General features: G+C 53.1%; 16 protein-coding genes. 11 read left to right on the top strand and 5 right to left on the bottom strand.

From position 1 onward, the window contains the following. The first annotated feature begins 201 nt into the window (after positions 1-201). Positions 202-1317, top strand: coding sequence for a GntR family transcriptional regulator (locus LBW88_RS04365; protein ID WP_224928270.1), 1116 nt, complete (start codon positions 202-204; stop codon positions 1315-1317). Between the two features lie 11 nt (positions 1318-1328). Here the strand turns inward: LBW88_RS04365 and LBW88_RS04370 are convergent, their stop codons facing one another. The 3 genes from LBW88_RS04370 to LBW88_RS04380 all read right to left on the bottom strand — a co-directional run bounded on the left by LBW88_RS04370 (position 1329) and on the right by LBW88_RS04380 (position 4263). Continuing rightward, entirely contained in the window at positions 1329-2069 is a 741-nt protein-coding gene (locus LBW88_RS04370; RefSeq protein WP_224928268.1) for a DNA-binding transcriptional regulator YciT, read from the bottom strand. Positions 2070-2111: 42 nt separating this feature from the next. Next, positions 2112-3374, bottom strand: a complete 1263-nt coding sequence (locus tag LBW88_RS04375) for a DUF1479 domain-containing protein (RefSeq protein WP_224928265.1) — start codon at positions 3372-3374, stop codon at positions 2112-2114. Positions 3375-3585: 211 nt separating this feature from the next. After that, entirely contained in the window at positions 3586-4263 is a 678-nt protein-coding gene (locus LBW88_RS04380) for a LuxR C-terminal-related transcriptional regulator (RefSeq protein WP_224928261.1), read from the bottom strand. A 314-nt stretch (positions 4264-4577) separates the two neighbouring features. Between LBW88_RS04380 and LBW88_RS04385 the strand changes: the two genes are divergently transcribed. After that, positions 4578-5345 (top strand): transcriptional regulator, encoded by a 768-nt coding sequence (locus tag LBW88_RS04385; RefSeq protein ID WP_224928258.1) that lies wholly within the window; start codon positions 4578-4580, stop codon positions 5343-5345. Then, complete coding sequence (locus LBW88_RS04390) at positions 5342-5821, top strand: hypothetical protein (protein WP_224928255.1); 480 nt, start codon at positions 5342-5344, stop codon at positions 5819-5821. The genes LBW88_RS04385 and LBW88_RS04390 overlap by 4 nt, the downstream gene beginning before the upstream one ends. Positions 5822-5841: 20 nt before the next feature. On the opposite strand, the gene LBW88_RS04395 is transcribed toward LBW88_RS04390, so the two are convergent. Further along, positions 5842-5991, bottom strand: a complete 150-nt coding sequence (locus LBW88_RS04395) for a hypothetical protein (protein ID WP_224928252.1) — start codon at positions 5989-5991, stop codon at positions 5842-5844. A gap of 72 nt (positions 5992-6063) precedes the next feature. Between LBW88_RS04395 and LBW88_RS04400 the strand changes: the two genes are divergently transcribed. Continuing rightward, on the top strand, positions 6064-6696 hold the full coding sequence (locus tag LBW88_RS04400; RefSeq protein ID WP_224928249.1) for a LysE family translocator: 633 nt from the start codon (positions 6064-6066) through the stop codon (positions 6694-6696). A 43-nt stretch (positions 6697-6739) separates the two neighbouring features. Here the strand turns inward: LBW88_RS04400 and ampC are convergent, their stop codons facing one another. After that, positions 6740-7858, bottom strand: a complete 1119-nt coding sequence (ampC, locus tag LBW88_RS04405) for a class C beta-lactamase (RefSeq protein WP_224928246.1) — start codon at positions 7856-7858, stop codon at positions 6740-6742. A gap of 286 nt (positions 7859-8144) precedes the next feature. On the opposite strand from ampC, the gene LBW88_RS04410 reads away from it, so the two are divergent. From LBW88_RS04410 to LBW88_RS04440, 7 genes are read left to right on the top strand one after another with little or no spacing between them, the layout of a single operon-like run. After that, positions 8145-9173 carry a substrate-binding domain-containing protein gene (locus LBW88_RS04410; protein WP_224928243.1) on the top strand — a complete coding sequence of 343 codons (1029 nt, stop codon included), beginning with the start codon at positions 8145-8147 and terminating at the stop codon, positions 9171-9173. A gap of 10 nt (positions 9174-9183) precedes the next feature. Continuing rightward, entirely contained in the window at positions 9184-10686 is a 1503-nt protein-coding gene (locus tag LBW88_RS04415) for a sugar ABC transporter ATP-binding protein (protein ID WP_224928240.1), read from the top strand. Continuing rightward, positions 10683-11678: an ABC transporter permease gene (locus LBW88_RS04420; RefSeq protein ID WP_224928237.1), complete on the top strand. Its 996-nt coding sequence runs from the start codon at positions 10683-10685 to the stop codon at positions 11676-11678. Before LBW88_RS04415 ends, LBW88_RS04420 begins: the two co-directional genes overlap by 4 nt. A gap of 13 nt (positions 11679-11691) precedes the next feature. Then, positions 11692-12684: a sugar-binding transcriptional regulator gene (locus LBW88_RS04425; RefSeq protein WP_224928235.1), complete on the top strand. Its 993-nt coding sequence runs from the start codon at positions 11692-11694 to the stop codon at positions 12682-12684. Further along, positions 12674-14428, top strand: coding sequence for a glycerol-3-phosphate dehydrogenase/oxidase (locus LBW88_RS04430; protein ID WP_224928232.1), 1755 nt, complete (start codon positions 12674-12676; stop codon positions 14426-14428). Before LBW88_RS04425 ends, LBW88_RS04430 begins: the two co-directional genes overlap by 11 nt. Continuing rightward, entirely contained in the window at positions 14412-15251 is an 840-nt protein-coding gene (locus tag LBW88_RS04435; protein ID WP_224928229.1) for a class I fructose-bisphosphate aldolase, read from the top strand. The genes LBW88_RS04430 and LBW88_RS04435 overlap by 17 nt, the downstream gene beginning before the upstream one ends. A 60-nt stretch (positions 15252-15311) precedes the next feature. Beyond that, entirely contained in the window at positions 15312-16799 is a 1488-nt protein-coding gene (locus tag LBW88_RS04440; RefSeq protein ID WP_224928227.1) for an FGGY-family carbohydrate kinase, read from the top strand. Positions 16800-16814: the final 15 nt, after the last annotated feature.

Raw genomic sequence — 16814 nt, forward strand, 5'->3', positions numbered from 1 at the left:
GGTTTAGAGAAGTTGATCACAAGTTTTCGCTCGGAATGTGCGCTATTTTCCTTTCAAGCCGTTCAGATGTAATCATTCCATATTCATCTTCATCCACAGATAGTTTACAAATTTGCACGTTTTTCAGATTGTTGATTTTACTTATTAACTCCCTTAATGTGTTCCATCGCTGGAATTGTTGATCAACGGGCAAACCGCACTATGGCGAAATCAGGCAAGCTGGATCGCGTTTATCTTGAATTAACCCAACGTATTCAACGTGGCGATTACGCCAGCGGTGAACGTTTGCCGACGGAAATGATGCTGTGTGCTGAGCTGAATGTTTCACGCCCAACGCTGTCTCGCGCATTGTCACGCTTGCGAGAACAGGGACTCATCAGCAGTACCCAGGGTTCGGGTCATTACATTACCTATTCTGAACCCAGTCAGATTGCTCACCTGCCTCCCGCGATGGCGCTGGGTATTCTTTCGCCACGCATGGAAGCCAATGAAAGTGGATTTCTGTTTGAACAGATCTTCAAATCCATTGCCGCCTTGTCTCAGCCCTTCAACTTTGATCTGGTGTGGAACGGTGTCATGACGCTGGGCACGGGAGCTTCGCGGCAGGCCATCATCAGCAAGATTGAGGGTGTGATTGAGCGCTATCAACGTAGCGGTGTGAAAGGCGTGTTCTTTATACCCATTGAATTTCATCCCTTCGCTGCTGAAATCAATCAACTGATTCTCAGTAAACTGGAACGCGACGGCATGAGTGTGGTGCTGCTTGACAGTGACGTGGTGCGCTGGCCCGCGCGCAGCCGATGGGATTTAATTGGCATCGATAACGTCGCAGCAGGTGCCGTGATGACGCGCCATTTACTGGCCGATCGCCCTCGCCGCATTGATTTCCTTTGTGAACGTTTCTCCGCAAACACGGTTTATATGCGCATGCTTGGCTATCAACTGGCGTTGCAGGAAGCCGGCATTTCTCCCCAGCCGGAATGGCAGCATGAAGGCGAACTGAATCACGCTGATTTTATCCACCAGTTGCTGGCCAGTGGCGCGCGTGATGTGGTGTGTGCCAATGACTTTACCGCGATGAAGTTGCTATCCCTCTGCAGTCAGCAGGGAGTCAAAATCAACGTCGTGGGTTTTGATGACAATGAATATTCCGCGTTACTGGGTATCCCGTTAACCACCTGGAAACAGCCCTTCAATGCTATTGGACATAATGCGGTGGTGGCGATGAAGCACCGTCTGGACAATCCTGAGGCCAGCCCACTCCACCTTATCGCACAGGGTGAACTGATCGTACGTGCTTCCTGTCACGCCTGTTAGCCTCCTTCTCGCTAAATCAGCGTTAACTCCATTGGCTGCTGGCGCAATATATCCTGATACACCGGAGAAAGCTGGCTATCGGTGATCACCTGCTTAAACGGCAGCGTGGGTGCCAGAGCGAAAGGGTGTATCTGACCAAATTTGGATGAATCGGTGAGCGCCACAGTGTGCGTCTGCTTTTCCATGATGGCGTTAACCACGTCGCAGCGCAGCATGTCTCGGCCGGTAAAACCGGTGATGGCATCCCAGCCGTCGATACCGATAAAGGCTTTATGGAAGTTAAGGTGCTGGATGCACAATCTCGTCAGCGGCCCCACTACCGACTCACTGCTCTTCTGGAACAACCCGCCAAGAATGATCACATCACCGCCCTTTTCTCGCAGCAATCCCGCGATGTAATGGCTGACGGTAATGATCGTGATATCACCGCGTTCGCTCAGCTCGCGTGCCAGCAAGGCGTTAGTACTGCCGCCTTCGATAAACACCGTCTCACCCGCATTAACCAGCGAAGCGGCGTACTCCGCCAGACGTTTTTTGACGGCAAAACGCGTTTGCATGCGTGCGCCGACATCATCGCTTTCTGGCGCCACGGCAGAACCGTGCACGCGGCGCAGAAAGCCACCCTTTTCCAGAACATTCAGATCCTGACGCACCGTCACCTCGGAAACACCGGTGGTCTGCGCCAGTTCACTGACGCTGACGCTGCCGCGTTCGCTGACCAGTTGGATAATGTGCTGATGACGTGCGTTCATAGTGCCTGCTTCAATTTAAATTTTATTCAGCTTACCAGAAACTTAACCCAATCCGAGACTGCGACGCCCGTTGCTGTTTAACGCGTCCAGAGTGAAACGATCGCGCCAGCTGGCTTCGTAGTCCTCTTTAGGGAAATCACCCGGTGAGGCACCGGTTGCCAGCGCCTGGGCAACCTGAGTGGCGTAGGCGGCATTCTTCTCGCACAGAGGTGCAGCCGGAATGTACATCACATTACCCCAACCTTGCTGATCCTCAACCGGTGCAACCGAATGGATGACGTCGCAGTGCCACCAGACAGAATCACCCGCTTCCATTGCTGGAATGGAACACAATCCCTCGATCAGTTCAGGATGCCACTGCTCTGTGATGGGCAGTACTTTGCCCGGCGCAACACCGCAGAGTTCATCCTCTGGCACATCTTTCAGCAGCGGACGCAGCAACAGATACGCCATCGCTTCCGGTACTGGCACCACATGCAGCAAGCCCTGACCCAATTGCATATCTGACAGCGCAGTCCATCCCTGGAAAGTGCGGAAGACTGAACATTTGGTGGTGGTGCCGGCCTGATATTCATTCACTTCCGTGCGATGTGCCGCATCCCAGGGATCGTATTGATCGAATTGGTTATTGAAGATTTTACTGAACACCTGCTGATAAGCCGGCAGTAACCAGCGTTCCAGCGCGCCAGAATCGGTATGCGCACCCAGCCCTTTTGATGTGGTGCCTGGTAAGCGACGGCGAATACGATCGGGGTAGATAATGCTGACATCAGGATCGAACCAGCGCGTGCCGTTGGACTCAAATCTCCACAGGCGATTCAGGAAGGATTGGGTTTGTGCCATGGCGTCGCTCTGACGCGCCGACATCTGCGCTTCACTCCAGTAGATCGGATAGATTTCAGGGCGTGAGGCATCGAGGCTGCCAAAGAAGTTGTCACCCGGTCCCTTATAAACTTCATCAAAATCATTTTCATCAAGGTATTCCAGCATCGATGCATCCCAGCCCAGCGCCTGCTCGCGCGCAAAGGTCTGTTTCACCACCACGCAACCGCGACGACGAATATGATCCTTCACCTCTTCGGAAATACGCCCTGCGGCGATGTCCTCCCAATGTACCTGCGGCCAGGCTGTGCCATTTCGCGCTTCTTCCTCGCGTGCTGCAGCAATTTCGCTGAGGATTTTGCTCCTGACCTGCTCAAACAGCCCCTCAACATCGCCGATTTGCTCTCTGAGCACCTGTTTCATCAGGCGGATTTGCTGCTTTGCATCTTCGGGTTGTTGTACTGAGGTAAAGGATGTATTCATTTTGTCGCTCCAATTGCTTCGAATGAAACTAAGTTTAGCTTCATTCATAACAATCGTTCGACATTTCACCTAACGTCAGGGCGCGATTTTATGAAATGCATCACATTAAATCGCGACTGAGGCTTTCAAGCGTAAGTAGACCGGGATGAATTCCCGGTTAGAAAGATGTGCGATTGACCCGCGGTGTGCTGTAAGGCAATGAGCGGGCGCTCTATTCCAGCCAGGCGTGATAGCGTTGATGGAGTTCAGCCAGGTTTCTCACATTAAGTTTGCGCATCGCAGCCTGTTTTTGGCTGCTGATAGTTTTAATGCTTTTATCTTTGGCAACAGCAATATCCGTGACGGTGCGGCCGCGATAAATTGAGCGGATGATCGTTCTTTCAGTAGTGGTAAGAGAGAGCATCGCTTCTTCATACATTCTCGATGAAAATAACTGTCGAGGGGATGTATCCTTTTGCGGCGTAGCAATTTTTACTTCAAATCCCCATATCCGATGCTCAAGCACCGCGGTTACCGCATCTTCAACCTCGCGCTGACTGCTTTTTCTATTTAATATCGCTTGCACACCTGATTTTTTATATTTTTGTAACAGTCTGATATCAGAAGCACGGGTCAATATCATGACGGATGCAGTGGGTGAGTAAGATTTTATCAGCACCGAGATGACATCTGCATTTCCCACCTCGGTGTCGATAATAATAAGATCTAAATCCTTATCAATGATACTGATCTGTTCATCATGGGTTTGGATGGGGTGATGTGTCACAGAAACACCATTCAAAGTTGTCAACATGGCGCGAATGCCGTAGTAAGTAATCGCGCTCGGCGTCATGATAGCGATGTTTTTATGTTTAATTCTACTTGTCGTTATTCTAATGGCGCTATGCATAGTTAATATTCCTCAATTGTAATCACACCCACATCTCATTATTACAGATTCATCTGAACGATATTAAATCATGCCATGCGATTAATCTGATGCGCATATTATTCGCCTGATTAAAGGCTTTCAATATGCTGGCGAAAATGTCACTTAAAAGTCACCGCAATTCATATTATTATGTTATAAATCATCATGATAAACCTGTGACAAAGCTGTTACCTACCTGATTAACATCCTCTACATGCCCTTTTTTCAGACCGTGTTATAATCAGCTCAATGTAAAGTGCGCCTTGGCGATGCGCTGCGGGGATAGAGCAGAAGTGACAATTATTTTTTTTACCGATACCGGTCTGATCAGGCTGGGAGATAAAGAGATTATCCTTAGCAGGCAAAGTAAAAGTTGCCTGATGTACCTGTGTGAGCATGAAGGCAATATTGTCTCCAAAGAAGCATTGCATGATGCCTGCTGGAAAAATCATGGTGCTGTAGTCTCCGATAATACCGTGCGGCAAACTCTCTTTCGCATCCGAAAATCACTGGCATCGCTGGATATTGAAGAAGAGATCCTCGAAACACTGGGATACATGGGCTATCGCTTAAAACCCAATTGCATCACGCTGATTTCCGACTCGCAGAGTTATTTATTACCAGAACCTCACAGCACCGATAATGAATACAGCGGAGCCTCAGAGTTATCTGCTCCAACCGCACCGATATCAGACCTAAAGAAGAAATCGTTTAAAATAAGATTAATTCTTATTACGCTAGGTATTTCCTGCCTGTTTTTTATAGCGGGCGCCCTGCTTCGCGGCCAACAATTGATTCATCCATTGAGTTATGGTGAACCACTCCAGCTGAATGGACACACTTTGCTGTTTTCACAGTATGTGGAAAATGACAAAACAGAGTCGGCAACACGCGTTAATTACTGGCTCAGCAAAATGCAGGTCTCGCTTACCCCGCAAAGCAAAATCTATATTAATGCCGATCGTGGCAACTCTATTAATTTCTTTGTGTGCGATGGCGAACTTGAACTGAAGACGACCACTTGCCAAACATTTGCGGTTATCGGGAGGAACCATCCATGAAAATCGCTGTTTCTGCGGCATGCTGTTTGTTGGCGTTGTTCCTTGGCTGGTTTTCACTGCCCTACTTTGTTCGGCCATTATCTGGCGATTGCCGGGCCGAGACCTATATCATTTACGATGAACCTGACCGGACCGTGATAAGCCATGGCTATTGGGATATTTTGAGCGGCAGTCGTGAAGGTCATTTAAATGCTTATCTGGCATTTATGTCGCCGCAGGGAGTTGAAAGCAGGATTAACGTTGATCGCACCGTGAACCTTGATTATGACTACCACCCCGATTCGTTCACGGTATCCACTCGCAAATCTTTTCGCATTGCGGGTCCCGATACACAGGATCCCGCCGTCGGGAAATATATTGATCCGCTGGCTGACGAGAATTTCACTGCCCGCATCTACCTGTTTAAAGTGGGCAATCAGATTATCTCAGGCTTCCATTACCGGCCGCTCAACCGCTGTATGAAACCTGGGTTTTGAGGCGGTGAATGACCGCCAAATCATTTGTTCTGATACAGGTCCCAGCGGTTGCCGTAGAGATCCTCGAAGACCACCACCGTGCCATACTCCTCTTCACGGGGTTCAATCGCGCGGTCATAATCATCCACCACGATAGCGATATATCCCATACAACGCTTTTGTGTTCTCACGCTTATCTCCTTAATATTCTGGACGGAATAACCTGATACCAGAATAAACCACAATAACGCAAGGAGCGTTGCATGCCGGAACTGTCGAGTTGGTTTGCCTTTGCATTGGTGGCATTGGGATTGGTGCTCACTCCCGGCCCCAATATGATCTACCTGGTTTCGCGTTCGCTGTGCCAGGGAAAGCGGGCGGGATATATCTCCCTTGGCGGCGTCGCGTTAGGTTTTGTGTTTTATATGCTGTGCGCGGCGCTCGGTATCACAGCGTGGCTATTGGCTGTCCCCTGGGCCTATGACGCGTTGCGTTTCGGCGGCGCATTCTATTTGCTGTATCTTGCGTGGCAGGCACTTAAGCCCGGTGGACGCTCGCCTTTCGCGGTTCGCGATCTCCCCGCCGACAATCCGCGTAAACTGTTCACCATGGGTTTCCTCACTAACCTCGCAAACCCGAAAATCGCCATGATGTTTCTGTCGCTGTTGCCGCAGTTTATCAGTCCGAATCACGGCAGCGTGCTGCTGCAGTCGCTGGTATTGGGCGTCACCCAAATTGTGATTAGCCTGACGGTGAATGCGATTTTCATTACCACCGCCGGTCAGGTCTCCACATTTTTACTGGCGCGACCCAGCTGGCAACGTATGCAGCGCTGGCTGATGGGAACGGTGTTGGCAGGAATGGCCGTCAAACTCGCACTGGATGCACGAAAGTAACCGGCCATTTAATCGGGGGCGACGAGGTGCGCCCCGCCGTCAGTTACTGACCCAGCGCCTGAATAATTTTGTCCGCTGCGATGACACGATCGTCATTCGGGAACCATTTATTCGCCAGCATAATCACCGCAATTTTCTGCGACGGAATAAACACTGCGTAGGTCGAGAAGCCATTGGTCGATCCGGTTTTGTTATACCAAGCCTGGTGCGGTGCGGCCTGCGGTGGCGAGATCAATGTGGCCGACATCCCTTTCATGATGCGCTGACCGCTGTTGCCCTCCACCAACTGCTGCGATGAAACAGGCAGCGGATAGTATTCCCACATCATCGCCTGCGTAAAAGCTTCGGTTTTGTAGTAGCCCTGATGCGTGGTGGCAATCGCCTGCTGCCACTCCGCCGCAACCTTCTGTTCATCCAGTTGAATCGCCAGCCAGCGAATCAAGTCAGCGGATGTCGATTTCAGTCCATAGGATTCCGCGTCCAACGGGCCTGGCGTCACACGCACCGGCTTGTCTTGCTTGTTATAGCCTTGCGCATATTGACCCATGGCTGATGCAGGCACCTGAACATAGGTGTGACGCATGCCCATCGCAGGCAGCAATTGCTGTTCCATTGCGCTAATAAACGGCTGATGCAAACTTTTGGCAGCGATCATGCCCAGCATGCCAATTCCTAAGTTGGAGTAGACACGCTGTGTGCCTGGTTGAGCCTGTGGCTGCCAGTGTTTGTACCAGTTCATCAGTTCCTGCTGATTGGTCACATCGTCTGGCACAAACAGCGGCGTGCCCGAAGTGTGCGTGGCGAGATTGAGCAGGGAAACCTGATCAAAAGCGCTGCCCTGCAGTTCCGGCAACCATGTGCTGGCTTTATCACTAAACTGCAGTTTTTTCTGCTGAGCCGCATAGCTCGCTAAGGTAGCGGTAAAGGTTTTACTCAGCGACCCGATTTCAAACATGGTTTGCGCGGTGATCGGTTGCTGAGTCTCTTTGGATGCTACACCGTAGTTGTAAAATTCGGTTTTTCCATCGTGCAAGATGGCCACCGCCATGCCCGGAATCTGATATTGCTGCATCAAGGGTTTGATAATGGCGTCGGGCGAAGTGGTTTGTGCGAGGACACTGGTGCTCGCCAAAAGCGTGAGCGCGGTAAGGGATAAACGCATGAAAATTCCTTTTCTTTCAGTTAGCCACAATTTCAGCGCGTGATTATAAAATCCCGCCACGGTTTCACCTAACCAAATGTCCTGCTATCCGCGGGAAAGTGAAGGCGATCACAACCGAGAAACATTTCATTAACCATTAATTGATCTTTTTTCCGCCAGCTTTTATAGCTTATGAAAATTATTTCAATCATCAGAAATAATTTTCAAAGTGAACCCCGGCTCGTTTTTCCGCGTTAAGTCGTCACGGCTGAGCCCCCAAAATTCAGCGCCTGCTCCGGGGAAAAATATGAAAAAAATCGCCATCCTTCTGGCTAGCCTTACGTTTGCCAGTACATTCGCCAGCACCGCACGTGCCGCCGATGAATCACCACAGTTCCGCTGCAAACCCGGCGAAACCTACTACATGAACGTCATGGTCACCGGGGTTGAATACTGGTTTCCGGTGTACGAGATGTTTAAACAAGCTGCGCATCAATTGGGCTGTAAAACCGTTTATGGTGGTACACCCGCTTATGACGTCAACCAGCAGTTAGCCAGTTTCGAACAGATTCTGGCGCAGAAACCCGCCGGGATTTTCCTCCATCCGATGAACCCCGACCCGTTTATCGAACCGATTAATCGTGCGGCAGAGATGGGCATTCCGGTGGTCACGTTCGCTGCCGACTCTCCCAACAGCAAGCGCGTCGCTTACATCACCTCAGACAATTTCCGTGAAGGTAAAGCCGCCGCCGATGAATTGGGTAAAGCCATGGGCAAAGGCGCTGAGTATGCCGTACTGGAGAACCCGGGCCAGGACAATCATGATCGTCGTGTTACGGCTTTCATTAATGAGATGAAAGCCGCGTTTCCTGATAGCAAGCTTGTCGCGCGTGCCGCCACCAATCAGGACCCGTCTAAAGCCTACAATGCAGTGTTGTCGATGTTGCAAGCGAATCCCAATCTGAAAGGCATCTTCATGCCCGAAGCGAGTTCCGCCATTGGTGCCGCTCAAGCGGTGGTGGAGAACGGTGGCAAAGTGAAAGTGATGACTGTAGATGTCAATGCCAAAGTGCTGGACATGATCAAAAGCGGCGAAGTGTTTGGTGCCATCAACCCCAATCAGGGCATACAGGGCTATATGGGCTTTATGACTCTGTTTCTCGCAGCACATCCCGAGTTAATCGACCCAATGAACGATGCCAAACGCAACGGCCTAAATCCCTTCTCGTTCCCAATCCTCGACAATGGTTATGCCGTGGTGACCAAAGAAAATGCCGATGATTTCCGCTGGGACCGTTACCTGAAACGTCGTGGAACCAAAGGCATCAACGAGTAAGGGGATGATGATGACGGCACTGCTTGAGTTACGCGGGATCTCTAAAAGTTTTGGCGCGGTGCGGGCGCTGCAGGACGTTGATCTGACGCTAAGGGCCGGTGAAATTCATGCGCTTGCAGGTGAAAACGGCGCGGGTAAATCAACGCTGATGAATATCATTGATGGCATCCTGCGCCCCGACAGTGGGGAAATAGTAATGGATGGACACCTGGTCACTATTCGTTCACCCCGTGAAGCACAGCAGTTGGGGATCGGGCTAGTGCATCAGGAGATCGCGTTATGCCCGGATATCAGCGTATATGAAAATATCTGGATGGCACATCAGCAGCGCGGCTTTCTATTACCGCATAAAACCTTAAGGGAGAAGGCGCAGCAAGTCATGAATCGCCTTGCGCCTATTCCAGTAAGTAAAAAGGTTAGCGAACTGTCGTTGTCACAACAGCAACTGGTGGAGATTGCCAAAGCACTGACGCTGGATTGTCGTTTACTGATTCTGGATGAGCCCACTGCAGCGCTAACGGAACCAGAAGCGCAGACGCTGTTCACCATCGTGCGTCAACTGCGCGATCAGGGCATCACGGTGGTGTATATCAGTCATCGCATGGCCGAGATTTTTGCGCTTTGTCAGCACATCACCATTCTGCGCGATGGCCGTACTGTGCATAGTGCGCCATTGAGCAGCATGACACCGGATGAAGTCATTACGCGCCTCGTCGGTCGGGAACTGTCGCAACTCTATCCCGATAAACGTCCACCTCAAACTGCCGCACCCTTGCTGGAGGTCCGTGCGCTGAGCGATGGTCAGCGTTTCTACAACATCAACTTCAATTTGCATCCCGGCGAGATTCTGGGCATTGGCGGCTTGATGGGCGCGGGGCGTAGCGAAATCGCTCAGGGCGTATGTGCACTGCAACCTGTCACTCACGGAACGATTCGCATTAAGGGCCAGCCGGTAAAACTGAAGGATTACGCCGCCAGTATCCAGCAGCGCATGGTTTACTTGTCCGAAGACCGCAAAGACGCCGGGCTATTTTTGGCGATGCCAATTGACTGGAACATCTCGGCTCTGGATGTCCGTGCCATTAGCCATCACGGTTTGACGCTTAGCCCGAGCCGCGAACGTGCTCAGGCGGAAGCCCTCGCGCAGCAGGTCAAACTGAAACGCGGCAAATTGAGCGACCTGGTGTCATCGCTTTCTGGCGGCAATCAGCAAAAAGTGGCGCTGGCGCGTGTGCTGTCAGTGCACCCCGAAATCATCTTTCTTGATGAACCGACGCGCGGCGTCGATGTCAGCGCCAAGGCAGAGATCTACCAGATCCTCGCCCAATTAGCGCATGACGGTGTCGGACTGGTGGTGATTTCGTCAGAGTTACCTGAACTGATTGGTTTATGTGACCGCATTATCGTGATTCATGAAGGGCATATCACCGGTGAAGTGACCGGCGATGCGATGACCGAAGAGAATCTGATGAGACTGGCAGCTGGCATCACCCCTGAAGTGGAGGCCCTATGACCATGAATACGACCTTGCCCGGTGCAGGCAAATCCCGGCTGTCATTATTTGGCGGCCTGCACAAGCAGCGGGAAATCGGCTTGATTGTGATCATCGCGTTAATCTTTATCGTGATGAGTTTTACCTCACCCTACTTCCTGACTTGGGCCAATATGAAAGCGATGCTGCTGTCGTTTTCGATTGAAGGCATTGTGGTGATCGGTATGACGATCTTATTGATCGTCGGCGGTATCGATCTCTCGGTCGGCGCCGTGGTGTGCCTTTCTATGGTGGTCGCGGGACAACTGTTTCTCAGCGGGGTGGATCCCTGGCTGGCCAGCCTGGGTGGAATAGTTGCCGCTGCACTGGTGGGCTTGCTGATGGGTTTAACAGTGACCAAAATCGGCCTGAGTCATTTCATTGCCTCCCTGGCAGCGATGGTGATTGTGCGCGGGCTTTGCATGATCATCACCCAGGGCACGCCACTGTCGCTGTTCACACTTCCCGTCAGTTTCAAATTCATCGGCCAGGGTGCCATGTGGGGCATCCCGTTTGTCATCCTGCTGTTCTTTATATTGGTCGCCTTGTTCGATTTCCTGCTGCGCAAAGCCACTCTGTTCCGCAAAGTGTTTTATACCGGCAGTAATGAGCGTGCGGCGGCCTATTCCGGCATCAACATCAACCGCATCAAACTGTGGGTCACAGTACTCACCTCAACACTAGCGGGTGTAGCCGGCATCATTTATATGGCGCGTTTAGGCTCAGCTACCCCGACCTTTGGCGTGGGGATGGAACTGAACGTGATAGCGGCGGCGGTGATCGGCGGCGCGAGCCTTAAAGGCGGCACCGGCTCAATTCTGGGTGCAGTTTTAGGCGTCGCGTTGCTCTCGATTGTCACCAGTTCGCTGATTCTGATAAACGTTTCCGTTTACTGGCAGGACCTGATTAAAGGTTTAATTCTGTTGGCCGCGGTATCGATTGACCACCTGCTGAATAAATACCGGGCAGCATAAGGACGCAACATCAATGGAATTCGACAGCGAACATCCAGCATTTCACAGTGCACGCCAGATCTATCAGGTATTGGTGATGTATTACCTCGACGGCAAAAAGCAGTCGGAGATTGCAGTGGAAACCGGGTTGTCGGTCGCCAGCGTGAATCGCCTGATTCGTCAGGGTAAAGAGAGCGGCATGGTGGAAATCACCATAAAATCGCCCTGGCTGTCGGCCCACCAACTCGAAAGTGATCTGCAGCAATGGGGTCAACTGCAACAGGTGGTGGTGGCACCCAATGTCGCGCGCAGTGATGAGCAGAATTTACAAATGGTTGGCACGGCGGCAGCGGATTATTTGCTATCACGTTTAAAAGATGGCGATGTCATTGCCATTACCGGTGGCAAAGGCGTGAGCGCTCTGGTGGAGGCACTGCACCCCTCGCGCAAATACGATGTTCAGGTCGTGCCTGCATTGGGGTGCGTGCAAGGAAAGCATTATACCGACGTGAATCATGTTGCCTCTGAAATGGCGGCTCGGCTTGGCGGCCATGCCTGGCAAATTCATGCCCCGCTCTTCACTGACTCGGCTGCTGAACGTGACATGTTAATGGGCATCAGTGCCGTAGAAAGGGTGCTGGATAAAGCGCGTAACGCCACGCTGGCAGTGGTCGGTCTTGGTTCTATTCACAGCGACAGTTCCAGCTACTACGATTTGAATCTGGCTGCTCGTCACGCATCCGCCAGCATTGAAACCAGTGGCGCACGTAGCGAACTGCTGGCCTGGTTACTTGATGCACAAGGTCAGCCCGCGCCGTTTGACGCCAATCAGCGGCTGGTTGGGCTGACCTTATCGGAGCTACAACGTATTCCCTTTTCTATGGCGGTGGTGGCCGGACGCGACAAGGTGGATCCAATCCACTGCGCGCTGCAAGGCAAGTGGCTGAAAGGCATGGTAACAGACGAATCCACCGCAGCAGGCGTACTCGAAATGGCCAAGAGCCGGGGAGCAACCCATGGAGAATAATGCAACACGCGAGCAGCGATTTAGCGCACTGCGACAACGCACGTCCACACCGGTGTTGATTGTCGGTGGTGGCATCAATGGCATCAGCACATTTCGCGAACTGGCGTTGCAGGGTATTCCCGCGATTCTGGTGGAAAAAGGTGACTGGTGCCAGGCGGCCAGCGGTGCTTTATCGCGCATGATCCACGGCGGACTGCGCTATCTGGAAACCGGCGAGTTTACGCTGGTCAAAGAGTCGGTGATTGAGCGTGACCGGCTACTGAAAAACGCGGCACACTATGTTTTTCCGCTGCGCACCACCGTCCCCATCGACAACCTCGGCGGCGGTTTAATTAATGCCACGCGGCGTTTTCTGCGTTTAAGCGACAAACCCACGCGCCGCGGCGCACTACTGATCAAAACCGGTCTGAGTCTTTACGATGTCTACACCAGACAGTACGGCTCAATGCCTAAACATCAGGTGCGCGGCGAGGCAGCCACGCGCGACCGCTGGCCCGCATTTGCTCCCTGGGTGAAATACAGCGCCAGTTACTACGATGCCTGGATAAGCGCGCCGGAACGACTGGGTTATGAATTGATTGAAGATGCCGAGCGTGCCTGCCCAGACGCACTGGCGCTTAATTATCTGCAACTGGTCAGCGCCGACGGCGAATCTGTCACTTTGCAGGATGCACTCAGTGGTGAGCATTTTACCTTGCAGCCGCATGTGCTGGTGAATGCCGGCGGTGCGTGGATAGATCAGCTCAATCAGCGCCTGGCGCCCACTGAACATTTCACCAAACTGATTGGCGGTACTAAGGGTTCGCATCTGATCATCGATCACCCCGAACTGTTACACCTGCTCGACGGCGAGATGGTCTATTTCGAAAACCAGGAAGGCCGCGTCTGCATCATGTTTCCCTGGTTCGGCAAGGTGCTGCTCGGTTCCACGGATATCCGCGTGGACGATCCGGATAGCGTGGTGTGTGAGGAAGAGGAGAAAGCCTACATTCTTGAATCGTTACGCTTTGTTTTCCCAGATGTTGTGGTACCCGAATCGTCAATTCTCTACACCTTCTGCGGTGTACGCCCGCTTCCTGCCAGCGATGCCAAAGTGAATGGGCAAATCTCACGTAACCACTCTCTGGTGCTGCTGCCACCCGACGCCGCACATGCTTACAGTCTGCTGTGCCTGGTCGGTGGAAAATGGACCACCTTCCGTCAGTTTGGTGAAGAAGCCGCGGATCGGGTGTTGCGTCTGATCGGAGAAAAACGCCGGGTGTCGAGCGGCGATCTACCCATCGGCGGCGGACGCGACTTCCCTGCACCTTCCGGGCAAACCGCGTGGCTTGCCCAACTCGCACAGCAATATTCACTGCCCTTATCCCGCGTATCGCAGTTAGTCCGCCGTTATGGCAGCCGCGCCCTGCCAATCCTGCAGCTGATCCAGCAGCAGGGGGAGCAGCCGCTGCTGCATCATGCAGGATATAGCGCACTGGAACTCCGATACCTCATTGAGCATGAGCAGGTACAACAACTTGAGGACCTGCTGGTGCGACGCACCTCGCTGGCGATTTGCGGAGAATTAACACCCTCGCTGGTGACAGAAATTGCTGAATTGATGGCCGACCTGCGCGGCTGGAACGTCACTCAACGACAACATCATCTGCAAAGCAGTTGCGCCAGTCTGGCGCGTCAGCACGGTTTGACCGGTCTTAACCCCACTTTTTTCCAGGAGGAAACACGCCATGTTAGTCAGCAATAAAGTCCGCATGAATCGTCTGTTTCAACACGGTAAGTGCCTTGATGTGGCCATCGACCACGGCATTGCCAACGAGCCTGATTTTCTGATTGGGCTGGAAAACATCGAGGGCGTGATGAAAAACCTGATCGCCGCGCAACCTGATGCCATACAGGTGAATTACGGACAGGCCGATCTGTTGCAGCACGTCGCGGGGCAAAAACCGGCGCTGGTGATGCGCACGGATGTCGGTAACGCCTATAACGCGGCGCGCCATCGCGAAATGTGGGCGGTGTTGCACAACCCGGATGAGCCAATCCTCGCCGCGTTGCAGATGGATGCGGCTGCGGTGGTGGTGAATCTCTACCTGATCCCCGATGAACCCGGCATTTTCCGCATGTGCGTGGAGAATATCGGTCGTCTGCGTCAGGCGTGCGATCGCTACGCCATGCCGCTGATGATCGAACCGCTGGTGATGGCGCCGGCCGGACAAGGCGCGGCTTACGGTTCGCTCGGTGATGTGGAGAAAATCGTGCCGCTGGTGCGTCTGGCGCGTGAACTCGGCGCCGACATCATCAAAGCCGATCCGACGGAAAACGTAGAAGATTTTCACCGTGTGGTGGAAGCGGCGCGCTGTCCGACGCTGGTACGCGGTGGCGGCAAAGGCGAGCTGGCACCGGTACTGGCCAAAAGCGCCGCATTGATGGCGCAAGGCGCCAGCGGCATGGTGTATGGCCGTAACGTTTACCAACACGATAACCCATCACGCGTGGTGAAAGCGCTGATGGCGATTATCCATCAAGGCGCCAGCGGCCCGGATGCATTAGACATTTATCAGCAGGGTTGAGTATTACCTGCACCGGCGCTTAAGCGGTGCGCCGTCTTCGTCAGTGAATCGGAGTCGGATATGAGTCAACTTCTTGGCATTGATGCCGGTAACACCATGATCAAAGCGGTGCTGTTTGATCTCAGCGGGCGCGTGCTGTCGGTTGCCGAATGCGCGGGGGAAACCCACCAGCCGCAGGAAGGTTATGCAGAGCGTCCGGTAGAAGATATCTGGCATGGTGTCAGCGTGGCCGTCAGTCGCTGCCTGCAACAGGCGGGCAGCGCGGCAGATGCGATCATCGCCGTGGGCGCGGCGGGTCACGGCAACGGCTTGTATGCGCTGGATAAACAGCAGCAGCCGTTGTTCGGTATTCAATCCATCGATCATCGCGCCATAGACACTGTTCATCAGCTGGAGGCCAGCGGCGCTGATAAAGCCATTTATCAAATTTCGCTGCAAAAACCCTGGCCTGCCGCCACGCCGGTGCTGATCAGCTGGATCAAACAGCATCAGCCGGAGCGCTGGGCAAAGATTGGCCATTTACTCTGTGCCAAAGATGTTATCGCCCATTTCCTCAGTGGCGCGGTCAGCGCTGACGTTTCGGATGCCGCTGGGGCCGGATTAATTGACTATCGCCAGCGTGATTACAGCCGCGAGTTGATGGCGCTGTATGGTATTGAAGAGGCGTTAGACCAGTTGCCGCCACTGCGCGAATCTTGCGCGGTGATCGGCCAGGTGACGTCACGCGCGGCGCAATTAACCGGATTGCCTGCTGGTATTCCGGTGGTGGCCGGCATTTTTGATGTGGTGGCCAGCGCCATTGGCTCCGGCGTGGTCAAAACCGGAGAGGCATCCATCGTCGCAGGGACCTGGAGTATCAATCAGGTGGTGGTGGACAAACCGGATTACCAGCGCCCGGTGTTCATGAATTCGATTATTGAAAATGACCGCTTTATGGCAATTGAAGCCAGCGCCACCTCGGCCGCCAATCTCGACTGGTTCCTGCGGGAGTTCGACGATGGCCGCACTGGCAATGGCGCGGCGCGCAGCAGCGATACCGTGGCGCATGTCGAACCCAACGCGCAGCTGCCGCTTTATCATCCATACCTTTATTCGGGACGTAAATCTGAACCCGCTAAAGCGGGATTTTACGGGCTGGGTGGCTGGCATACGCGCGCGGACATGCTGTTTGCGCTGTTTGAAGGTGTCACCTTTGCCCACCGCGCCCACATCGATCGCTTACGTGCAGCGGGCATTCCCGTAACCCACGCGATTCTTTCGGGCGGCGCGGCGCGTAGCTGTATCTGGCCGCAAATGTTTGCTGATGTGTTGGGCATTCCCATTCGCGTGGCGGAGTGCAAAGAAACCGGTGCCCTGGGAGCAGCGCTTTGCGCGGGCGTCGGCGTGGGCGTCTGGCCAAATCTGGCGGCGGCGGTGCAGCAAGCGGTACAAATTAATCCCGGCGAGTTGCAGCCACGCCCGGAGCGCTTTGCTTTTCATGATGCGCGCTATCGGGTATTCAAAAGACTGGAACTGGCGATGAGCGAAATGTGGCACGAAGTGGGTTGAATTATCTGGTTATTA

Source organism: Pantoea sp. alder81, assembly GCF_020179835.1.
GTDB lineage: Bacteria > Pseudomonadota > Gammaproteobacteria > Enterobacterales > Enterobacteriaceae > Pantoea.